We start from the raw sequence: 16,677 nt of genomic DNA on the forward strand, positions 1-16,677 counted from the left end.
CCTGCAATGAGAAAAAGAAAGGCATACATCGGTTTTATAGCACCGGGATTTTTGATTTATACCATATTTATGATAGTACCGATTATATGTGCCGTTTATTTCAGCTTCTTTGAATGGAGCGGCATTGGAGATATGAAATTTATTGGTCTGGATAATTTTAGAAAGCTGATGTTTGATCCCAGAATGTCGAAAATATTCTTCAATGCACTAGGCAATAACATTAAATATCTTGTCTGCGTATTGCTTGTAATTACACCGCTGCAGATCTTTTTTGCCTACATGATCTATATAAAGATCAAATTCCATAAATACATCCGTATGATGTTATTTTTACCGTACGTAATCAGTACGTCAATTGTTGGGTTTTTTGCAATCATTATGCTGGATCCCAATATTGGAGTTCTCAATGAGATAGTGGGAAGCCTGTTTGGCAACCAGGCAAAAAGTGCATGGCTGGGCAATCCGGAACTGGTATTTAAAATATTTGTTATGGTGGTAATCTGGCAGTGTATCGGCTCCGGTATGATGATTTTTTATGCTGATATGCAGGAGATACCGGAGGAAATTATTGAAGCCAGCATTATTGACGGGGCGAGCGGATGGAAGCGGTTTCGGTATGTGGTACTGCCGTCACTGAGCGCTTCTATGTCTACGAATATTACCCTGAGCGTGATCTATGCTCTGACGATGTTTGATATCCCTTATATTCTGGTTGGTCCCCAGGGTGGAGTGAATAATAAGATTGATTTTGTCAATATGGTGTTCTACCGTTACGCTTTTGGCGGTACTTATTTCGGGGAAACGTCTATCGGATTTGGTTCCAGCATCAGTGTTGCCATGTTTCTTATTATTCTTACGTTTTCTCTGGTCACTACAAAATTATTGAAGCGTAAGAAGGATTAGGAGGGGATATAATGGGGAATATGATGAGAAAACGGCAAAAAAAGTCAAACAGAAGAATTGAATCAAAACGGGCTGTAATCGGGAAAAATATCATCTCGGTAATCCTGGTTATTTACACCTTTTTATCTATCTTTTTAATCGGAAATACGATCCTTTCATCTTTTAAGACAAAACAGGATCTGATCAATAATACCATAGGTTTTCCGAAAGAATTTACAATGAATAATTTTAAAATTGTTCTGGGGGATGATGGATTTTTACGCTACTTTTTTAACAGTATTTTTCTGGTTGGAGTCTCTTTAATGCTATTGGTTATAGTGGCTTCCATGGTTGCATACGGACTTGCCCAGTATCGGTTTAAGAGCCGTAAATTTTTGCAGACCTATTTTTTAGTGGGGCTTATGTTTCCTATCCAGTTGGGAATACTGCCACTGTATATCATGCTTTCCAGGCTTCATCTGACTAATAATCTGCTGGGATTGGCGCTGATCTATACTGCAAATATGTCTTTTCCGGTGTTTGTCTTTACGAAATTCTTTAATGAATTGCCGGAATCCCTGATTGAGTCGGCGCGAATTGACGGAGCAGGGGAGTTTCAGATATTTAAAAGCATCATTACACCTATTTCAAAACCGGTAATTGCTACCGTTGGGCTTTTAAACTTTGTTACGATCTGGAATGATTTTTATCTGCCGCTGGTATTTTTGACAAAGGCTTCTGTGCGAACTCTTACGCTGGGCGTATATTCCTACACTGCAAATTTTCTTGCAAATTGGAATAAGGTTTTTGCAGCAGCAACTGTTGCGCTGATTCCTGTCATTATTATATATTTTCTTTTCTCGGATCAGATTGTGGCAGGGCTTACAGGCGGAGCCGTGAAGGGGTAGGTGCGATATGATATATGATATGCTGGACGGTTTTTAAAAAATACGATTATTGTACAGACCAGGAGGTATTATGATGGAGGGAAAGTGGATCTGGATTTCAGAACATCAGGAATCGGAAAATGAAAGGGGCTGCTTTACCGCAGAATTTTATGCCGGGTGGGAGCCGGAGGATATAAAACTAATGATCTGCGGGGTTACCAGATACATTGTTTATTTAAACGGAAAAGAAATCGGACGGGGACCGATCCGTTCCGGACCGGGTGAATTATTTTATGATTTGTATGATATGACCCCGGATGTTAAGCCTGGCAGCAACTTTCTTGCAGTGCGGGTGTGGAGTTACGGATGGTCTACCTATCAGACTGTTGCAGAAGAGGGGAAAGTATGGTTTCAGGTTGCTTCCAATGATGAAGTATTAACAGCTTCCGGGGAGAAAACGAAATGTGCAAAAGACAGCGGCCATATTTCTCATACGGTAAAGAGAAATGTGAACCTGGGCTTTGGAGATTATTACAATGCCAATAAATTTGACAGCCGGTGGATGGAAGAACTGGAGATATCAAAAAACTGGGGAACAGCCAGGGTATTGGAATACAGCCAGGGCAGGTTAAAAAAGAATCCGCTGCGTCAATTCCAGAGGGAGGCAAAGACCCCTGCAAAGATTAAAAGGATACAGGAGGTAATGCCGGGGTGCCAGCAATTTTCTGTAAATACAAGAAATGCTTTCTTCCCGGGGCGCAAAGATGCAGACGAGACGATATTTTCCGGGTTTTTGGGGTGTGAGATTATTGTACCACAGGATATGGAGGGTGTGATTGCATTTCCAAACAGGACCTGGAATGGGATAATCGGGGATTTTACTATAGATGGAAAGCTGTATGAGGTTTCCAATGAACATAGGGAAATACCGGTATTTCTAAAAGAAGGAAAGCACTTCTTCCTGCTGCAGATATCGGGGAAATTTGATGATTTATATTGCCATATGGAATTTTGCTTTCCGGAGAAGCTGATGGTGGCAGGAAACTTTTTCGTAAAAGGGCCTACATCCAGAATCGTTCCAGTGGTTGATGGATATAAAAGGGTATATGGAGGTTTGGATGAATATAACCGGCTGGAGGATTATCCGGATATTCATAAACGTTTATTCACGGTATCCTCACTGGAAGAAATGGTGGAGGCAGGAGGTCCGGTTACCTACATAGAGCCGCAGTATATTTTTAGTGATGCATATATCTACTCCCTGGCGAAGAGAGATAAAGTAGTTGCAGAATCAGCCGTGGAGCCCCGGCATCTGGGAATGCTGTGGGACAATCAGGAAATTACCGTGTTAGACCCTCCGGTATCCAATGGCTGGAACCGGATGATTGTGGACTTCGAGGATATCTACGCCGGGAGTCTGGAATTTACAATAAAAGCGCCGGCGGGAACTATTTTAGATATCTACTGCTTTGAAAATATGTATCAGGGGGAGATCGATTATACCATAGGTCTGAATAACAGCGTGCGTTACATCTGTAAAGAAGGATGGCAGTCATACCGTTGTATGGCACGTATGGGGATGCGTTATGCCATGCTGACCTTCCGGGAATGCAGGAATATAGTGATGATTCGGGATTTCGGAGTCAGCTATGCAACTTATGCGCCCAGTAATTTCGGAGGATTTGCTTGTGATGACTATCTGTTAAACCGGATTTTTGAAATGTGCCGCCATACCCATCAGCTTTGTATGGAAGATAGTTTTACGGACTGTCCAACTTATGAACAGGCTTTCTGGATTGGAGATGCAGGCATCAGTGCCGTTACAAATGCCTACCTTTTTGGAGAATATGACCTGATAAAGCACAGTATAGAGCTCTCTGCAGAAGCCAGGGCAAATACACCCCTGCTAAATGCTTTGACACCTACGGACTGGAATACTTCTATTCCAATGTGGACCATGAACTGGATCATCTCAATTTTCGAGTATGCAAAGGTGAGCGGCGATACAGCTATCTTCCCGCAGATGTATGGTGTGGTAAAAGAAACCCTGAATTATTATGCAGGATTTATACAGGAGGACGGAGGTTTCTTAATTAATGCCTGGAATATGATGGATTGGGCAGATATGGATATTCATAATCATGGTGTAGTTACGGGACAGCAGGCTGTTCTGGCATATTGTTACGGATTAGCTGCAGCGTATGCGGGAAAAAGTGATCATGAGGAAGACGCAGCCTATTTTGGGGACTGCAGAATGAGGCTTTTAGCTTATATGGATACGAAGCTCTGGGATTCTGATAAAAAAATGTATCGGGACGGCTATTCTCCCCAGTATGGACCTTCCCGTACATTCAGCATACAGACACATATTCTGCTGCTGCTTTATGGCGGAATCCTGGATGAAGATAAGAAGAAAATAGCAGAGGATTACATTCTTCATGCTCCAAAGGAAATGATACAGGCCGGTTCTCCATTTATGCTTTATTACCAGTATGAGTGTCTGGTGAGACAGGGCAGACTGCAGGATATTATGGATGATATTAAAATCCGATGGGGTGAAATGCTGAAATATGATTCCACTACCTGCTGGGAAGTATTTCCGGGCTTTTACGAAGTCAGCAGAACCAGAAGTTACTGTCATTCCTGGTCGGCTTCACCCGCATATTTTTTCATTAAATATGCCCTTGGGGTACAGATGCTGGAGGCTGGCTTTGCAAAAGTAGAAATAAAAGATCCGTTATGGGATATGAAGTGGTGCAGAGGAGATGTGCCTACACCTCATGGAGTAATCCATATTGAGTGGAGCAGGGAAAGTGGAAGGAAAGAATGCAGAGCCAGGATACCGAAGAAAATACAGGTTGTATATGAGGAAAAGTCTGATTGTGAAATGAGGATTCACCGGTTCGGATAAAGGAAAGAGCCTGCAAAAATGCCGGTAAATTTGACAACATGTCCGAAAGGTGTTACACTTACTCTATCAGCATCTCCTGGTGAAAGGGCGCTGAGGTAAATTAAATATGAACTCGAAACAAGTCACTTTTATAATGAAAGTGGCTTTTTTTATTTCCTACAGGGAAAAGAAAGATATGAGGTCAATATTATGGGAGACAAAAATCCAAAAAAAGGCAAGAAGAAAAAGAAAAGTGCAGTATTGCCATCTGCAGTGACTACAGAAGCAGCTGAACCGGAACTTGTGCAAAAGAAGAAAAAAATACAGTAAGAAAGTTGTGTTTGCCCAATAGAGAGAAGGACAATGTTATCAAAAATAAAAAAATAAATATAGGGATTGGTTTTGTAACAGGCAGAAAGAATTTTCGAAAGGTAGTAAGATCGTACCTGAATGACTGGAAAGATTCACAGACGATTGACATCAAAAAATATGCACTTCATTTATTTGTGGCATATGACCTGAAGTTTACCAACACAGAATTGTCGGATTATCAGATTGTGGATGAAGAAATACTGGATTTGATAGACTCGGTGCACTATTTGGGAAAAGCAGCCATAGCAAATGAAGCATCTGCCTTAGTTTCAAAAAAAATTCTGAGTGTCAGAGATGCAAAATTAATCTTTGGTGAAGGATATGCCATGAAGCGTAACGCAGTGCTATATTTCGCCATGTTAAATAAGATGGATGAATTGATATTTCTGGACGATGATGAGTATCCTATTGCCAATGTGCAGATGGGTGAAAGTCTAATGTGGGTAGGGCAGTCAGTGCTCGAGTCCCATATTCAGAATATTAAGGGATCAGATATGACAAACGGCTGTCATTGTGGTTATATCTCTCCAATTCCCAAGATATCTTTCGATGAAAATTTCACGGAACATGATTTTCAGATCTTTATAGAAGCCATCAGCAATGATATTATTAACTGGGAATCCGTCAGGGAAAAGATGGAGAACGGCGGCGTTACCTATGCAGATATAGGTAAAATCGACCATGGAGTTGTCAGTGAAGTAAAAGAAAAAAATGGTATGAAGTTTATATCAGGTGCCAATCTCGGCATTAATCTGAAAGATCCAGACAAACTATTTCCGTTTTATAATCCTCCCGGGGCGAGAGGCGAAGATACTTTTTTAAGTACTTGCATTGGAGAGAATATCATTACAAGAATCCCGTGTTATACTTTTCATGATGGGTTTTCTGCGTATGGAAGCTTATTATCCGGAGCACTGCCAAATGAACTAAAAGCAATGAAATCCAATGGGGGAAGTATTTCCAAACGATTTTTAAAAGCATCCATTGGCTGGGTCAGGTATAAGCCTCTTCTGTTATATATTACCCAAAGAGCGAAGTATGAGGACGCAATGGAGAATATTGAAAAGAGTCTGAAATTTACCATACCGAAAATCTGTAAACATTTTGGGAATGATGATTTTTATGTATTATTAGAAGAATTGGATTTTTTCCGAAAGCACGTAGCTGAACATTATCAGGACTTTGAAAATACAAAGCAGGCGTGGATGAGAATTATGCACTCAATGACACTAAATAAGGTGCTGACAACCGTTGACTGCAATTTGGAACTTTCAGAGTCGGTCTGATATCATTATATCTTTCGCTTTCATGGATAACTAAAAGAGTTCCGCTGCCAGTGTTATGGCGCGGAACTTTTTTGTTACTATGTAAGAACTTCTTGGCCTGATCGTACCTATGGGGTAATAGTTTCGGATTATGATGTTGGAGTCTCTGTAAGAAGTAATACAAATAAATTTGGGTTTTGCTGATTAAAGACGCTTTGTAGATGTAGGTAGTGTACGGAAAGATGGGTGTGGGAAACTGGCATGGGCTCCGTCAGCTGGCCGCAGAACTGGTATTTTCTAACCTTTCCGAAGCGCTTTTTGGCGGCACGCGGGCATTCACCGAGAAATCCTGATGCATTTCTCGGTTCAGTACCCGCTTAGTATCCGATGGGAGCCAGTCGAATACTATCCGCCAAAAAACACTCCGGAAAGGTAAGTAAATACTCAGTTCTGCTCTACGCATCCTCCGCCCATGCCAGTTTCCCACACCCATCTTTCCGAGATCCAGGTTGCCGCCACAAAGCTGGTTTTCTCAGCAGGTTGGAACCCCTGGGCTGTGGCTGGCTGTTCTTTATTGGATGCAGCGCAGTATGTTTCGGCTGTTTGCGTAAAAGAAGATGGAAGTTTGTTCCTTTTTCTGGTTACAGAATGGAAAACAAATTCTGTTTTCAAGATCAGTTGCTTTACGCCAATCACGTCCGGCATGCCACAACCCCAGGGCCCCATCATGCTGAGAAAAGCAGCTTTGTATCAACGAATGCTATCTCGGAAAGAGAAGGGGGCGGACCAGGACATTGGTTTGGAAGGCGTATAGCAGAGCTGAGCATTTACTTACCTTCCCGAAGTGCTTTTTGGCGGATAGTATTCGACTGGCTCCCATCGGATACTAAGCGGGCAGTGAGCTGCGAAATGCATCAGGATTTCGGAGCGAATGCCCGCGTGCCGCCAAAAAGTGCTCCGGGAAGGTTAGAAAATGCCAGTTCTGCGGTAAGCCTTCCAAACCAATGTCCTGGTCCGCCCCCTTCTCTTTCCGTACACTACCTACATCTACAAAGCGTCATTACTTAGCAAAACCCAAATTTAATGTCTAGTAACTTTAAGTCTTATACTAACTATATAAGATGTTGGAGGGTCCGCTTTAATTAGATTCAGATAAAGATCTCGGGTTCTTTTTGTGTCTCAGAACAATTTGCAATTAAGAACCCCCTGAACTTCTTGTAAAATTCTGATTCCATAGCCTTAGCATTCTGCGGGCAGGTTTTTATACAGGCACAGCAATGCAGGCAGCTGCCTGGATCCGTAATATTTTTCGGATCTTCCCGGTCAATGATACCCATGGGACAGACGGTGGCACAGATTCCACAATTATTGCATGAATCCATAGTAACCGGACCCCATGGAATGCCCGGGGCGGAACGTTCTTTATAAGGATGGTTTCCCGGAATATGTAATGGTTTTATAGCTTCGTGGGAGTCAATACCAGTGATCTTATCCCGGACGGCTTCAGCAAATTTTTTAGCTTCTGCGAGGTCAAATACATTGGGGCGTCCGCCTGCAATTTCACTTCCATATGAATGTTCCCCGATAAAAGCACCCGCGCCTGCAGTTATAAAGCCCTGCGCTTTCAGCAGATCAGATAATTCAAGAAGAGCATCTTCAAAAGCCCGGTTTCCATAGAGAACAACAGGAATACAAAGCGTCTGGTTCCCATGAAGGCGGTGAAACAGATCTTCTAATATTGCGGGGATTCTGCCACCGTAGACAGGGATGCCAACGATCAGCAGATCTTCACTGGCGAAATCGGGGAAGTCTTTTGTTCTGTCATAGGTTACGTCATGATTATGAATTTTGGTTTGAAAAACAGCAGAAATAGTATCTGTAATTTTTCTTGTGGTGCCGGTGGGGCTAAAGGTTAAACAGTGTACACTTTTGATATTCATGATATTCCTCCTTGGTTTAGTTGGGGTAAAATGTTAGTTATGTGTTTATTGTACTGCAAATGATTAGGAAAAGCTACTTGATACGTAAACTATGTACGGACTGCAGAACCGACAGTAAAGATTTACCTATTTTTACAAAATCCCTTGACAAATCCCCCCATCTTGATTATTATGGAAAATATATCACAAAAGATATCATAATAAAAAGGTAGTGAGAAAGAGGAGTACATTCAAAACCCTGACAGAGAGAATATTTCATCGGCTGGAAGAATATTCAAGGCAGTGTGAATGGAAGGTAGCTTTTGAACCGGAGGATTGAACCGGATGAAATTGTGGATAACCTGGCGGATTTGCCGGATATCTGTGGATAAGATTTCATCGTAAAGTAGATTTTCACGTATCATCCACGTTATCGGATGACTGAGATGTATTTGCAGAAGATTTCTGTAAATATAAATAAAGGTGGTACCGCGGATTATTCGCCCTTTGCAGAAGCAAGGGGCATTTTTTTATGCAAAATCAGGCAGGGAAATGGGAATCCGTATATTTTATAACCCATATATGTATGTGCAGAGGGATCTGCACGGGCAGCTAAAAATGAAAAAGGAGATAATAGGACAATGAGCAAAGAATTAGCAAAGACTTATGATCCGAAAGGAATTGAAGACCGCTTATATGATAAGTGGATGAACAAGAAATATTTTCATGCAGAAGTAGACAGGAGCAAAAAACCCTTTACGATTGTGATGCCGCCGCCGAATGTTACGGGACAGCTTCACATGGGCCATGCACTGGATAATACCATGCAGGATATTCTGATCCGTTATAAAAGAATGCAGGGATATAATGCTTTATGGCAGCCTGGAACGGATCATGCAGCGATTGCGACTGAAGTCAAAGTCATAGAGAAGCTGAAAGAACAGGGAATTGATAAAGATGAGATCGGCAGAGATGAATTCTTAAAACATGCCTGGCTGTGGAAAGAAGAGTACGGCGGAAAGATCATCAACCAGTTGAAGAAGTTAGGTTCCTCGGCTGACTGGGACAGAGAACGCTTTACCATGGATGAAGGATGCTCCAAAGCGGTTGAAGAAGTATTTATCAAATTATATGAAAAAGGTTATATCTATAAGGGTTCCAGAATTATTAACTGGTGTCCGGTATGTCAGACTTCCATTTCAGATGCAGAAGTAGAGCATGTGGATCAGGACGGAAATTTCTGGCACATTAATTATCCGGTAGCAGGGGAAGAAAATGCTTTTGTTGAAATTGCTACCACAAGGCCTGAGACGCTTCTTGGAGATACAGCGGTTGCAGTAAATCCGGAGGATGACCGTTACAAACACCTGGTAGGCAAAATGCTGAAACTGCCATTGACTGACCGTGAAATCCCGGTTGTTGCAGATGAATATGTTGACAAGGAATTTGGAACCGGATGTGTTAAGATTACGCCGGCCCATGACCCTAATGACTTTGAAGTGGGAAAACGCCACAATCTGCCGGAGATCAATATCATGAATGATGATGCCACCATCAATGAACTGGGCGGAAAGTATGCGGGCATGAGCCGTTATGAAGCCAGAAAAGCAATGGTTGCGGATTTAGAGGAGATGGGACTTCTCGTTAAAGTAGTTCCACATGCCCACAATGTTGGTACCCATGACCGCTGTAAGACCACCGTTGAACCTATGATCAAACAGCAGTGGTTTGTAAAAATGGAAGAAATGGCAAAGCCGGCGATTGAAGCATTGAAGAACCATACTTTAAATTTTGTACCTGAGCGTTTTGATAAGATTTATCTCCATTGGCTTGAAAATATCCGTGACTGGTGTATTTCCAGACAGCTTTGGTGGGGACACCGGATACCGGCGTATTATTGTGATGACTGCGGTGAGATCGTAGTATCCAAAGAAGTACCAGCCGTTTGCCCGAAATGCGGCAGCACACATCTGACACAGGATGAGGATACCCTGGATACCTGGTTTAGTTCTGCACTGTGGCCTTTCTCTACTTTAGGCTGGCCAGACAAAACAGAAGACCTGGATTACTTCTTCCCTACGGACGTATTGGTAACCGGATATGACATTATCTTCTTCTGGGTTATCCGTATGGTATTCTCAGCGCTTGAGCAGACAGGGGAAGTTCCGTTCCATCACGTACTGATTCATGGACTGATTCGTGATTCCCAGGGACGTAAGATGAGTAAATCCCTTGGAAATGGAATTGATCCGCTTGAAATTATCGAACAATACGGTGCAGATGCACTTCGTCTGACCCTTATGACCGGAAATGCACCGGGAAATGATATGCGTTTCTATATGGAACGTGTGGAGGCAAGCAGAAACTTTGCTAATAAGGTATGGAATGCGTCCAGATTTATTATGATGAACCTGGAAAAAGCAGAGGTTCCATCCCGGATGAATCTTTCAGACTTAACCGGAGCAGACAAATGGATTTTGTCCAAAGTAAACACGCTTGCAAAAGACGTTACAGATAATATGGATAAATACGAACTGGGCATCGCTGTTCAGAAAGTATATGATTTCATCTGGGAAGAATTCTGTGACTGGTATATTGAAATGGTGAAACCCCGTCTCTATAACGATGAAGATACTACCAAATCAGCAGCACTGTGGACATTAAAGACTGTTTTGGCAAATGCCCTGAAACTGCTGCATCCTTATATGCCGTTTATTACAGAAGAAATTTTCTGCACTCTTCAGACAGAAGAAGAATCAATTATGATTTCCGAATGGCCGGAATTTAAAGAGGAATGGAACTTTACGGCAGATGAGCAGGCAGTAGAGACTATTAAAGAAGCGGTACGTGGAATCCGAAATGCCCGTACCGGAATGAATGTTCCGCCAAGCAAAAAAGCAAAGGTATTTGTGGTTTCCGAAAAGGAAAATATCCGTGAGATATTTGAAAATGGAAAGGTATTCTTCGCTACCCTGGGATATGCAAGTGAGGTCACTGTTCAGGCAGACCGCTCGGGTATCGGGGAAGATGCAGTATCCACAGTGATACCGGAGGCAGTTATCTATATGCCTTTCGCAGAGCTGGTAGATATTGAAAAAGAAATCGATCGCTTGAAAAAAGAAGAAGAACGCTTAGGGAAGGAACTGGCAAGAGTAAATGGAATGTTAAGCAACGAACGTTTTGTTAGCAAAGCGCCTCAGGCAAAAATAGATGAAGAAAAAGGTAAGCTTGCAAAATATACAGAAATGATGGAACAAGTAAAAGAGAGATTAGCGCAGCTGCAATAAAAGAGACACAAAGTAAGGAATAATTTTAAACAAAGAAACGCCGAACCACTGCATAAATATAATGTTAAGCATGGGTTCGGCGTTTTTTAGACCACCCTGATGACGGTGGACACGTTATTTCCTTCGAAATATGAAACTGAGAATAATATTCGTTGCGATTGCAGCGCAGCCAGTAATAAAACAAATCTTAGCAATCAGGTGGTGCCCGTGTTTTTCAAGGTAACCAGCACCTATGATCAGGCCAAGAGAACCGGCATATGATATTGCTCTAAAGAGAATACGGACCGCTCTGTGCTTTGCAGCAGCTTCTAAAGAATTGTCAACTAAACTTGCCACACCTTCCACAGTATTCTCAATTACATCACCCGCATGTTCCATCATTTTCTCAAATCTTTCTTCAGTCATAATTAAAACCTCCTTATATATACATACAGAATGTATGTAAAATTGTAAAAAATAAATTGCTATGCAGCAATCTATCTTTCCGGAAATATTGTTTCCAGTTTCTCAAATACAGTAAGCAATTCATCATCGATAATTGGCAGTCCCACGCTGTTAAGTATATTTGCGGCATATCTGAGCTTGATTCTAAAGTCTTCCCGGTTTTCCATAAAAATGAAAGGGCATAGCCATATTTCCATAAGGACGGAAAGCAGCTCCGCCACAATTTTGGGGTTTTCTGCCTGAACAGATCCATCTGACATTCCTTCTTTAATAAACTCCAGAAAGATCCCTTCTGCATTTTCTTTCACACTGTTCAAATACGCAGCAACCAGTTTTGGATTATCAAGAAAAGTCTTGGATAATGCCAGAAAAGTATTCACCTGATCCTCAGACGACACCGAGCAGAGTACGATTTTTCTTAATTTTTCCAGAGCAGTCAGTGAAGTATCTTCCTTAATTGTTTCAAAAGGCACTGCTTTATGAAACATGTAGGTGGTAACGGCATCTACCATTTGTTCTTTATTTTTGAAATGATGATAGATTGCTCCGCGTGTCATGCCCATAGCATCTGCAACGTCCTGTAATGTGGTCTGTTCATAACCTTTTTCTATGAACAGCTTCATGGACAGTTCAAGTATGCGGTTTTCCGTAATTTCCGGATATTTATTCCGTGCCAAATTTTTTCCTCCTTTCCAACATGCTATATTAGATACATACTGTATGTATCTAATATAGCATGTTGGGTATTTTATGTCAATATCTTCTTAAAAGTTTTTATATTTTCATATTTAAGAACTTAAGGAAATATTTAAAATATTTTTGAAACCCTTTTTTCAAATTTAGCGTCTAATATATAGTAACATCTAACTGTCTGCATGGTTTTGTACAATAAAGTTTACAAGTTGGATACAAGCAGATGCATTTTTTGATGCATTTATTCGTTATAATGAAAAAATCAACCGATAAGGGGGAAAGTGGAATGCACTATATGCTTAAAACATATCTGAAATTATTGCAGCAGGCCAATTTAGTAAAATCCTGTTGTTTATATGGAAAGAAAGATCAGATCATTGAAAATTTAACTTTTGATTCCAGGGAAACGATGAAAAGGGGACTATTTATATGTAAAGGAGCAGCATTCAAAATAGACTATCTCAGGCAGGCTTTCAAAAATGGAGCTGTCTGTTATATTGGAGAGGAGCATTTTCCCCTGGATTATGAAGTTCCTTACATACTGGTAAAGGATATCAGAAAAGCAATGCCTGTTTTAGCAAAGCAGTTCTATGAGGACCCCTCCAGGGAACTGGATTTGGTTGGGATTACAGGAACCAAAGGAAAGACAACCACTTCTTATTATATCAAGGCGATTATGGATGAGTATCAGAAATCCATTGGTCTGCGCAGTATGGGAATTATTTCATCTATTGAGGTTAAAGATGGTGTGGAACATAAAACATCCAGCATGACAACGCCGGAATCTATGGAACTTTACCGGCATATGAAAAACGCCGTATCATCCGGAAAGCGCAGTATGGTTATGGAAGTTTCCAGCCAGGCACTGAAGTACCAGCGGGTGCGGGGGCTGAACTTTGATGTGGGTGTTTTCCTGAATATATCAGAGGATCATATCAGTCCCTCGGAACATGATGACTTTGAAGATTATTTCAGTGCAAAACTATCCATTTTCCGACAATGTCAGACAGCGTGCATTAATCTGGACTCAGATAAGGCAGACCGGATTCTTCAGGCATCCAGGCTGGCGAAGTCCGTTATTACTTTTGGTACAGGACAAGCCGATCGGATTGATGGAGACGTTAAAAATGGCAGAATACCCGATATTTTTGGGTATGATATCCAACAGGAAAAAGGGAGGATTAATTTCCGGGTAAAAAGCGGACGTTTTGATGAACGATTCACACTTGGTATGCCCGGAGTTTTTAATGTTGAGAATGCATTAGCTGCAATTGCGGTTGCGTATTTATATCATATTCCCGTTGAATATATGATTGCCGGTTTGAAAAAGGTAAAAGTGAAAGGTAGGATGGAGCAGTACGTCAGCCACAAAAGAAGGCTTACGGTGATCGTGGACTATGCCCATAACAGACTGAGTTTTGAAAAGCTTTTCCAGTCAGTATTAATGGAGCATCCTTTCTCTAAGATTGTATCTGTTTTTGGCTGCCCCGGCAATAAAGCTTATAACAGAAGAAGGGATCTGGGACTGATCGCGGGCCTGTATTCAAAAAAAGTATACCTATCCGCAGATGATCCGGGAGAAGAGCAGTTTACACATATTTCAGGAGACATCGCACGTTATGTAGAAAGTGTCGGCTGTCCCTATGAATGTATTGAAAACAGAGGAGACGCAATCAAAAGGGCTATTGAAGAAGCAGAAGAAGAGAGTGTGGTACTGGTATTGGGGAAGGGATGTGAGACACATCAGAAAATAGGAAAGGTCTCCTGTGCATATCCTACAGATGCTAATTTCGTTAAAAAATATTTATAAGGTTATAAAAAACTTATTTCTTGTGGGATGATCCCTCTAAAGCGGCTGTGTGAATGGAAACACTGCTGTTTTGGAGGGATTCTTTTTATGTCTTAAAAGAAACAGGTTCTAGAGCGAACAATTTCTTGAATTTGGGTTTTGCTGATTAAGGGACGCTTTGTAGACGCTCTGGCATAATCCCATATGGAAAGTTATTAGACAACAGCGAGGTTTTTTGTTATAATTTAACAAAATATGTAGAAAAAGGGAGTATGAAATGAAAAAATGCATGAAGACCAGTGTGGGTCTGTTAATTATTTTTGTGCTAATTATGACTGTATTACCGGCAAAAGCCAGGGATCATCTGCTTGAAATTCAGTTTTTTTATAACAATGCCTGTGCCTCATGTAAGGAAGATGAAAAGATTTTTGAGCTTTTCAATAAATGCCTTACCCCGGAGGAGAAAAGCAGGGTTACATATGAAATCCGCACTTATAATACATTCCAACCGGAGGATAAAAAGAAATTCGAAGAAGTTTGTGAAGCTGCAAAGAATGAACAGGATGGTCAGCTGCCCGTTCTCATTGTGGGATCCAAATGGATTTGGGGATATGAGGATATAGAAAAAAATCTGAAAGAGGTTTTTTTCAGTGAAAGTCAAAAAAATGCGGATGAAGCATTAGATATAGCTGCGGGGAATAGCAATTTTGATTCAGATAAAGTTACAGAGAATAGCAGTGCGCAAACAGATAAAGTTACAGGGAATAGCAGCGAGCAAGCAGATAAAGTTACGGAAAATAGCAATGTGGAATCAGAGGCTGTGGAAGTAAATACACTGATTGCACAGTTAAAAAGAAAAAACAAAAACCCGGAACAGAATTTTGTGGTGTATTTTTCTACTTATTCCTGTAGTGATTGTGAGAAAGTGAAAGCTTTTCTTTTGGATAATGGTGCCGGAGATAAATTTGAACTGAATGAATATAACATTGCTGAGGCCAATCATGTTATGCTGGTGCAGGAATTCTTCCGTCAGTATCAGGTACCTAAGGAGAATCAGAAGGTTCCTGCTTTATTTTACGGAGATTCGTATCTGACAGGCGCAGTAGATATTTGTGACCGGTTTTTAGAAGATCTGGATGGGGGAAAGGCACAATTCGAAGATTTTGACCGGTTCGTAAGCGTATCTGCCGATCATAAGACGGATAAGGGTGTGACGGGGAAGGATTTTTTTACCTTTGCATTATCTGGCTTTTTAGCTGGATTTAATCCCTGTGCGGTATCCATGCTTCTGATGCTGCTTTCCATTTTGCTGACCACGGATACATCGGTTTTAAAAAGCGGATTGTTGTATCTGGCGGGCAAATATATTACCTATTTTACAATTGGGGCAGGTATTTATTATGCGGTATCCTGGATTGACCAGGGAGCATTTGCAGCAGCAAGAACAGCAATAAATATTGGTATTACGGTTTTATTCCTGATTGCCGCGGTATTCTATTTTATTGACTATTGGAATGTAAGGAAAAAAGAATACGGTAAGATCAGAATGCAGCTTCCAGCAAAACTGCGGGGTTGGAATCACCGCCTGATTAAGCGGGTTCATGCGGCAAGGCCCATGGTGCTTTTATTTGTGGTTTTTGGATTGGGGATAGCAATTTCGCTGGGAGAATTCTTTTGCACCGGGCACATCTATATGGCAAATATTTTATATTTGATGAAGCATGCAGCAGGCAATATGTTCTGGATTTGTCTCTTGTTTGTAATATATGTAACGTTTATGTGCCTGCCTTCATTTGTTTTTATACTCATAATCAGCAGGACAAAAAATGTCAACCGGGTATCCGGGTTTATGCTTAGGCATATGGGAGCTGTGAAGCTGTTTAATGCCGCATTGTTTTTGGGGTTTGCAGTATATTTTTTACTGCTCTGATATAAAAGTGAATTCTTCCATGTGGGGAAGGTCAACATATTCAGTTATAAGCGGACAGTGTGATAAAGCTGTCTCCTGCTGAATTTCACGAAGCAGTTCTTCTGTTAATCGCACGCGGACAGCACTTCTGTGGATGTAACAGGGATCCGGATCATCAAAGAAAGCTAAGCTCTTTTCTAAAATAACGGATTCTTTGAGGGGAATATCTTTTAATTCACCCTGATAGAGTAGTTTGCCTTTGCTGTAGATGCAGAGAATTTCTTTTGGTTTTTTTGATTTAAAAAACATAGGCGGCTCCTTATCTGAGGACTGTTTATCT

At 41.2% G+C, this 16,677-nt stretch carries 13 protein-coding genes and 1 other annotated feature; of the genes, 8 read left to right on the forward strand and 5 right to left on the reverse strand.

What is annotated here, in order from left to right:
• Positions 1 to 6: 6 nt before the first annotated feature.
• The 5 genes from QR40_RS20110 to QR40_RS32655 all read left to right on the forward strand — a co-directional run bounded on the left by QR40_RS20110 (position 7) and on the right by QR40_RS32655 (position 6,649).
• Positions 7 to 903, forward strand: coding sequence for a carbohydrate ABC transporter permease (locus QR40_RS20110; RefSeq protein ID WP_044296530.1), 897 nt, complete (start codon positions 7 to 9; stop codon positions 901 to 903).
• An 11-nt stretch (positions 904 to 914) separates the two neighbouring features.
• Positions 915 to 1,790, forward strand: coding sequence for a carbohydrate ABC transporter permease (locus QR40_RS20115; protein WP_027296696.1), 876 nt, complete (start codon positions 915 to 917; stop codon positions 1,788 to 1,790).
• 70 nt (positions 1,791 to 1,860) lie between these two features.
• Positions 1,861 to 4,680, forward strand: coding sequence for an alpha-L-rhamnosidase-related protein (locus QR40_RS20120; RefSeq protein WP_081998998.1), 2,820 nt, complete (start codon positions 1,861 to 1,863; stop codon positions 4,678 to 4,680).
• A 320-nt stretch (positions 4,681 to 5,000) separates the two neighbouring features.
• Positions 5,001 to 6,317, forward strand: coding sequence for a hypothetical protein (locus QR40_RS20125; RefSeq protein WP_176731069.1), 1,317 nt, complete (start codon positions 5,001 to 5,003; stop codon positions 6,315 to 6,317).
• 209 nt (positions 6,318 to 6,526) lie between these two features.
• Complete coding sequence (locus tag QR40_RS32655) at positions 6,527 to 6,649, forward strand: hypothetical protein (RefSeq protein WP_255348072.1); 123 nt, start codon at positions 6,527 to 6,529, stop codon at positions 6,647 to 6,649.
• Between the two features lie 91 nt (positions 6,650 to 6,740).
• Here the strand turns inward: QR40_RS32655 and QR40_RS20130 are convergent, their stop codons facing one another.
• Positions 6,741 to 6,968, reverse strand: a complete 228-nt coding sequence (locus QR40_RS20130; RefSeq protein WP_152614256.1) for a hypothetical protein — start codon at positions 6,966 to 6,968, stop codon at positions 6,741 to 6,743.
• Between the two features lie 476 nt (positions 6,969 to 7,444).
• Complete coding sequence (locus QR40_RS20135) at positions 7,445 to 8,236, reverse strand: 4Fe-4S binding protein (protein WP_044296533.1); 792 nt, start codon at positions 8,234 to 8,236, stop codon at positions 7,445 to 7,447.
• A 202-nt stretch (positions 8,237 to 8,438) separates the two neighbouring features.
• Positions 8,439 to 8,726: a binding site (T-box leader), on the forward strand.
• Positions 8,727 to 8,856: 130 nt separating this feature from the next.
• Between QR40_RS20135 and QR40_RS20140 the strand changes: the two genes are divergently transcribed.
• The gene (locus QR40_RS20140; protein ID WP_044296534.1) at positions 8,857 to 11,502 is read left to right on the forward strand and encodes a valine--tRNA ligase; all 2,646 of its coding nucleotides are present in this window, start codon (positions 8,857 to 8,859) and stop codon (positions 11,500 to 11,502) included.
• Between the two features lie 114 nt (positions 11,503 to 11,616).
• On the opposite strand, the gene QR40_RS20145 is transcribed toward QR40_RS20140, so the two are convergent.
• Together QR40_RS20145 and QR40_RS20150 are read right to left on the reverse strand one after the other, a co-directional pair.
• Positions 11,617 to 11,907 (reverse strand): hypothetical protein, encoded by a 291-nt coding sequence (locus QR40_RS20145; protein ID WP_044296535.1) that lies wholly within the window; start codon positions 11,905 to 11,907, stop codon positions 11,617 to 11,619.
• Positions 11,908 to 11,978: 71 nt separating this feature from the next.
• Entirely contained in the window at positions 11,979 to 12,623 is a 645-nt protein-coding gene (locus QR40_RS20150; protein ID WP_027296707.1) for a TetR/AcrR family transcriptional regulator, read from the reverse strand.
• A 302-nt stretch (positions 12,624 to 12,925) separates the two neighbouring features.
• On the opposite strand from QR40_RS20150, the gene QR40_RS20155 reads away from it, so the two are divergent.
• Together QR40_RS20155 and QR40_RS20160 are read left to right on the forward strand one after the other, a co-directional pair.
• Positions 12,926 to 14,449 (forward strand): Mur ligase family protein, encoded by a 1,524-nt coding sequence (locus tag QR40_RS20155; protein WP_052430963.1) that lies wholly within the window; start codon positions 12,926 to 12,928, stop codon positions 14,447 to 14,449.
• Between the two features lie 256 nt (positions 14,450 to 14,705).
• Positions 14,706 to 16,358, forward strand: a complete 1,653-nt coding sequence (locus QR40_RS20160; RefSeq protein WP_044296536.1) for a hypothetical protein — start codon at positions 14,706 to 14,708, stop codon at positions 16,356 to 16,358.
• On the opposite strand, the gene QR40_RS20165 is transcribed toward QR40_RS20160, so the two are convergent.
• Positions 16,347 to 16,646: a hypothetical protein gene (locus QR40_RS20165; protein WP_044296537.1), complete on the reverse strand. Its 300-nt coding sequence runs from the start codon at positions 16,644 to 16,646 to the stop codon at positions 16,347 to 16,349. The two genes, QR40_RS20160 and QR40_RS20165, sit on opposite strands and share 12 nt — an antisense overlap.
• Positions 16,647 to 16,677 lie beyond the last annotated feature (31 nt).

Source organism: Robinsoniella peoriensis (assembly GCF_000797495.1).
In the GTDB taxonomy this organism is placed as follows: Bacteria; Bacillota; Clostridia; order Lachnospirales; family Lachnospiraceae; genus Robinsoniella; species Robinsoniella peoriensis.

What these genes read in the sequence shown, in the direction of transcription:
- QR40_RS20115 (WP_027296696.1), top strand. Translation starts at nt 915, where the DNA reads ATGGGGAATATGATGAGAAAACGGCAAAAAAAGTCAAACAGAAGAATT.
- QR40_RS20135 (WP_044296533.1), bottom strand. Translation starts at nt 8,236, where the DNA reads ATGAATATCAAAAGTGTACACTGTTTAACCTTTAGCCCCACCGGCACC.
- QR40_RS20155 (WP_052430963.1), top strand. Translation starts at nt 12,926, where the DNA reads ATGCACTATATGCTTAAAACATATCTGAAATTATTGCAGCAGGCCAAT.
- QR40_RS20165 (WP_044296537.1), bottom strand. Translation starts at nt 16,646, where the DNA reads ATGTTTTTTAAATCAAAAAAACCAAAAGAAATTCTCTGCATCTACAGC.
- QR40_RS20110 (WP_044296530.1), top strand. Translation starts at nt 7, where the DNA reads ATGAGAAAAAGAAAGGCATACATCGGTTTTATAGCACCGGGATTTTTG.
- QR40_RS20160 (WP_044296536.1), top strand. Translation starts at nt 14,706, where the DNA reads ATGAAAAAATGCATGAAGACCAGTGTGGGTCTGTTAATTATTTTTGTG.
- QR40_RS20120 (WP_081998998.1), top strand. Translation starts at nt 1,861, where the DNA reads ATGATGGAGGGAAAGTGGATCTGGATTTCAGAACATCAGGAATCGGAA.
- QR40_RS20145 (WP_044296535.1), bottom strand. Translation starts at nt 11,907, where the DNA reads ATGACTGAAGAAAGATTTGAGAAAATGATGGAACATGCGGGTGATGTA.
- QR40_RS20140 (WP_044296534.1), top strand. Translation starts at nt 8,857, where the DNA reads ATGAGCAAAGAATTAGCAAAGACTTATGATCCGAAAGGAATTGAAGAC.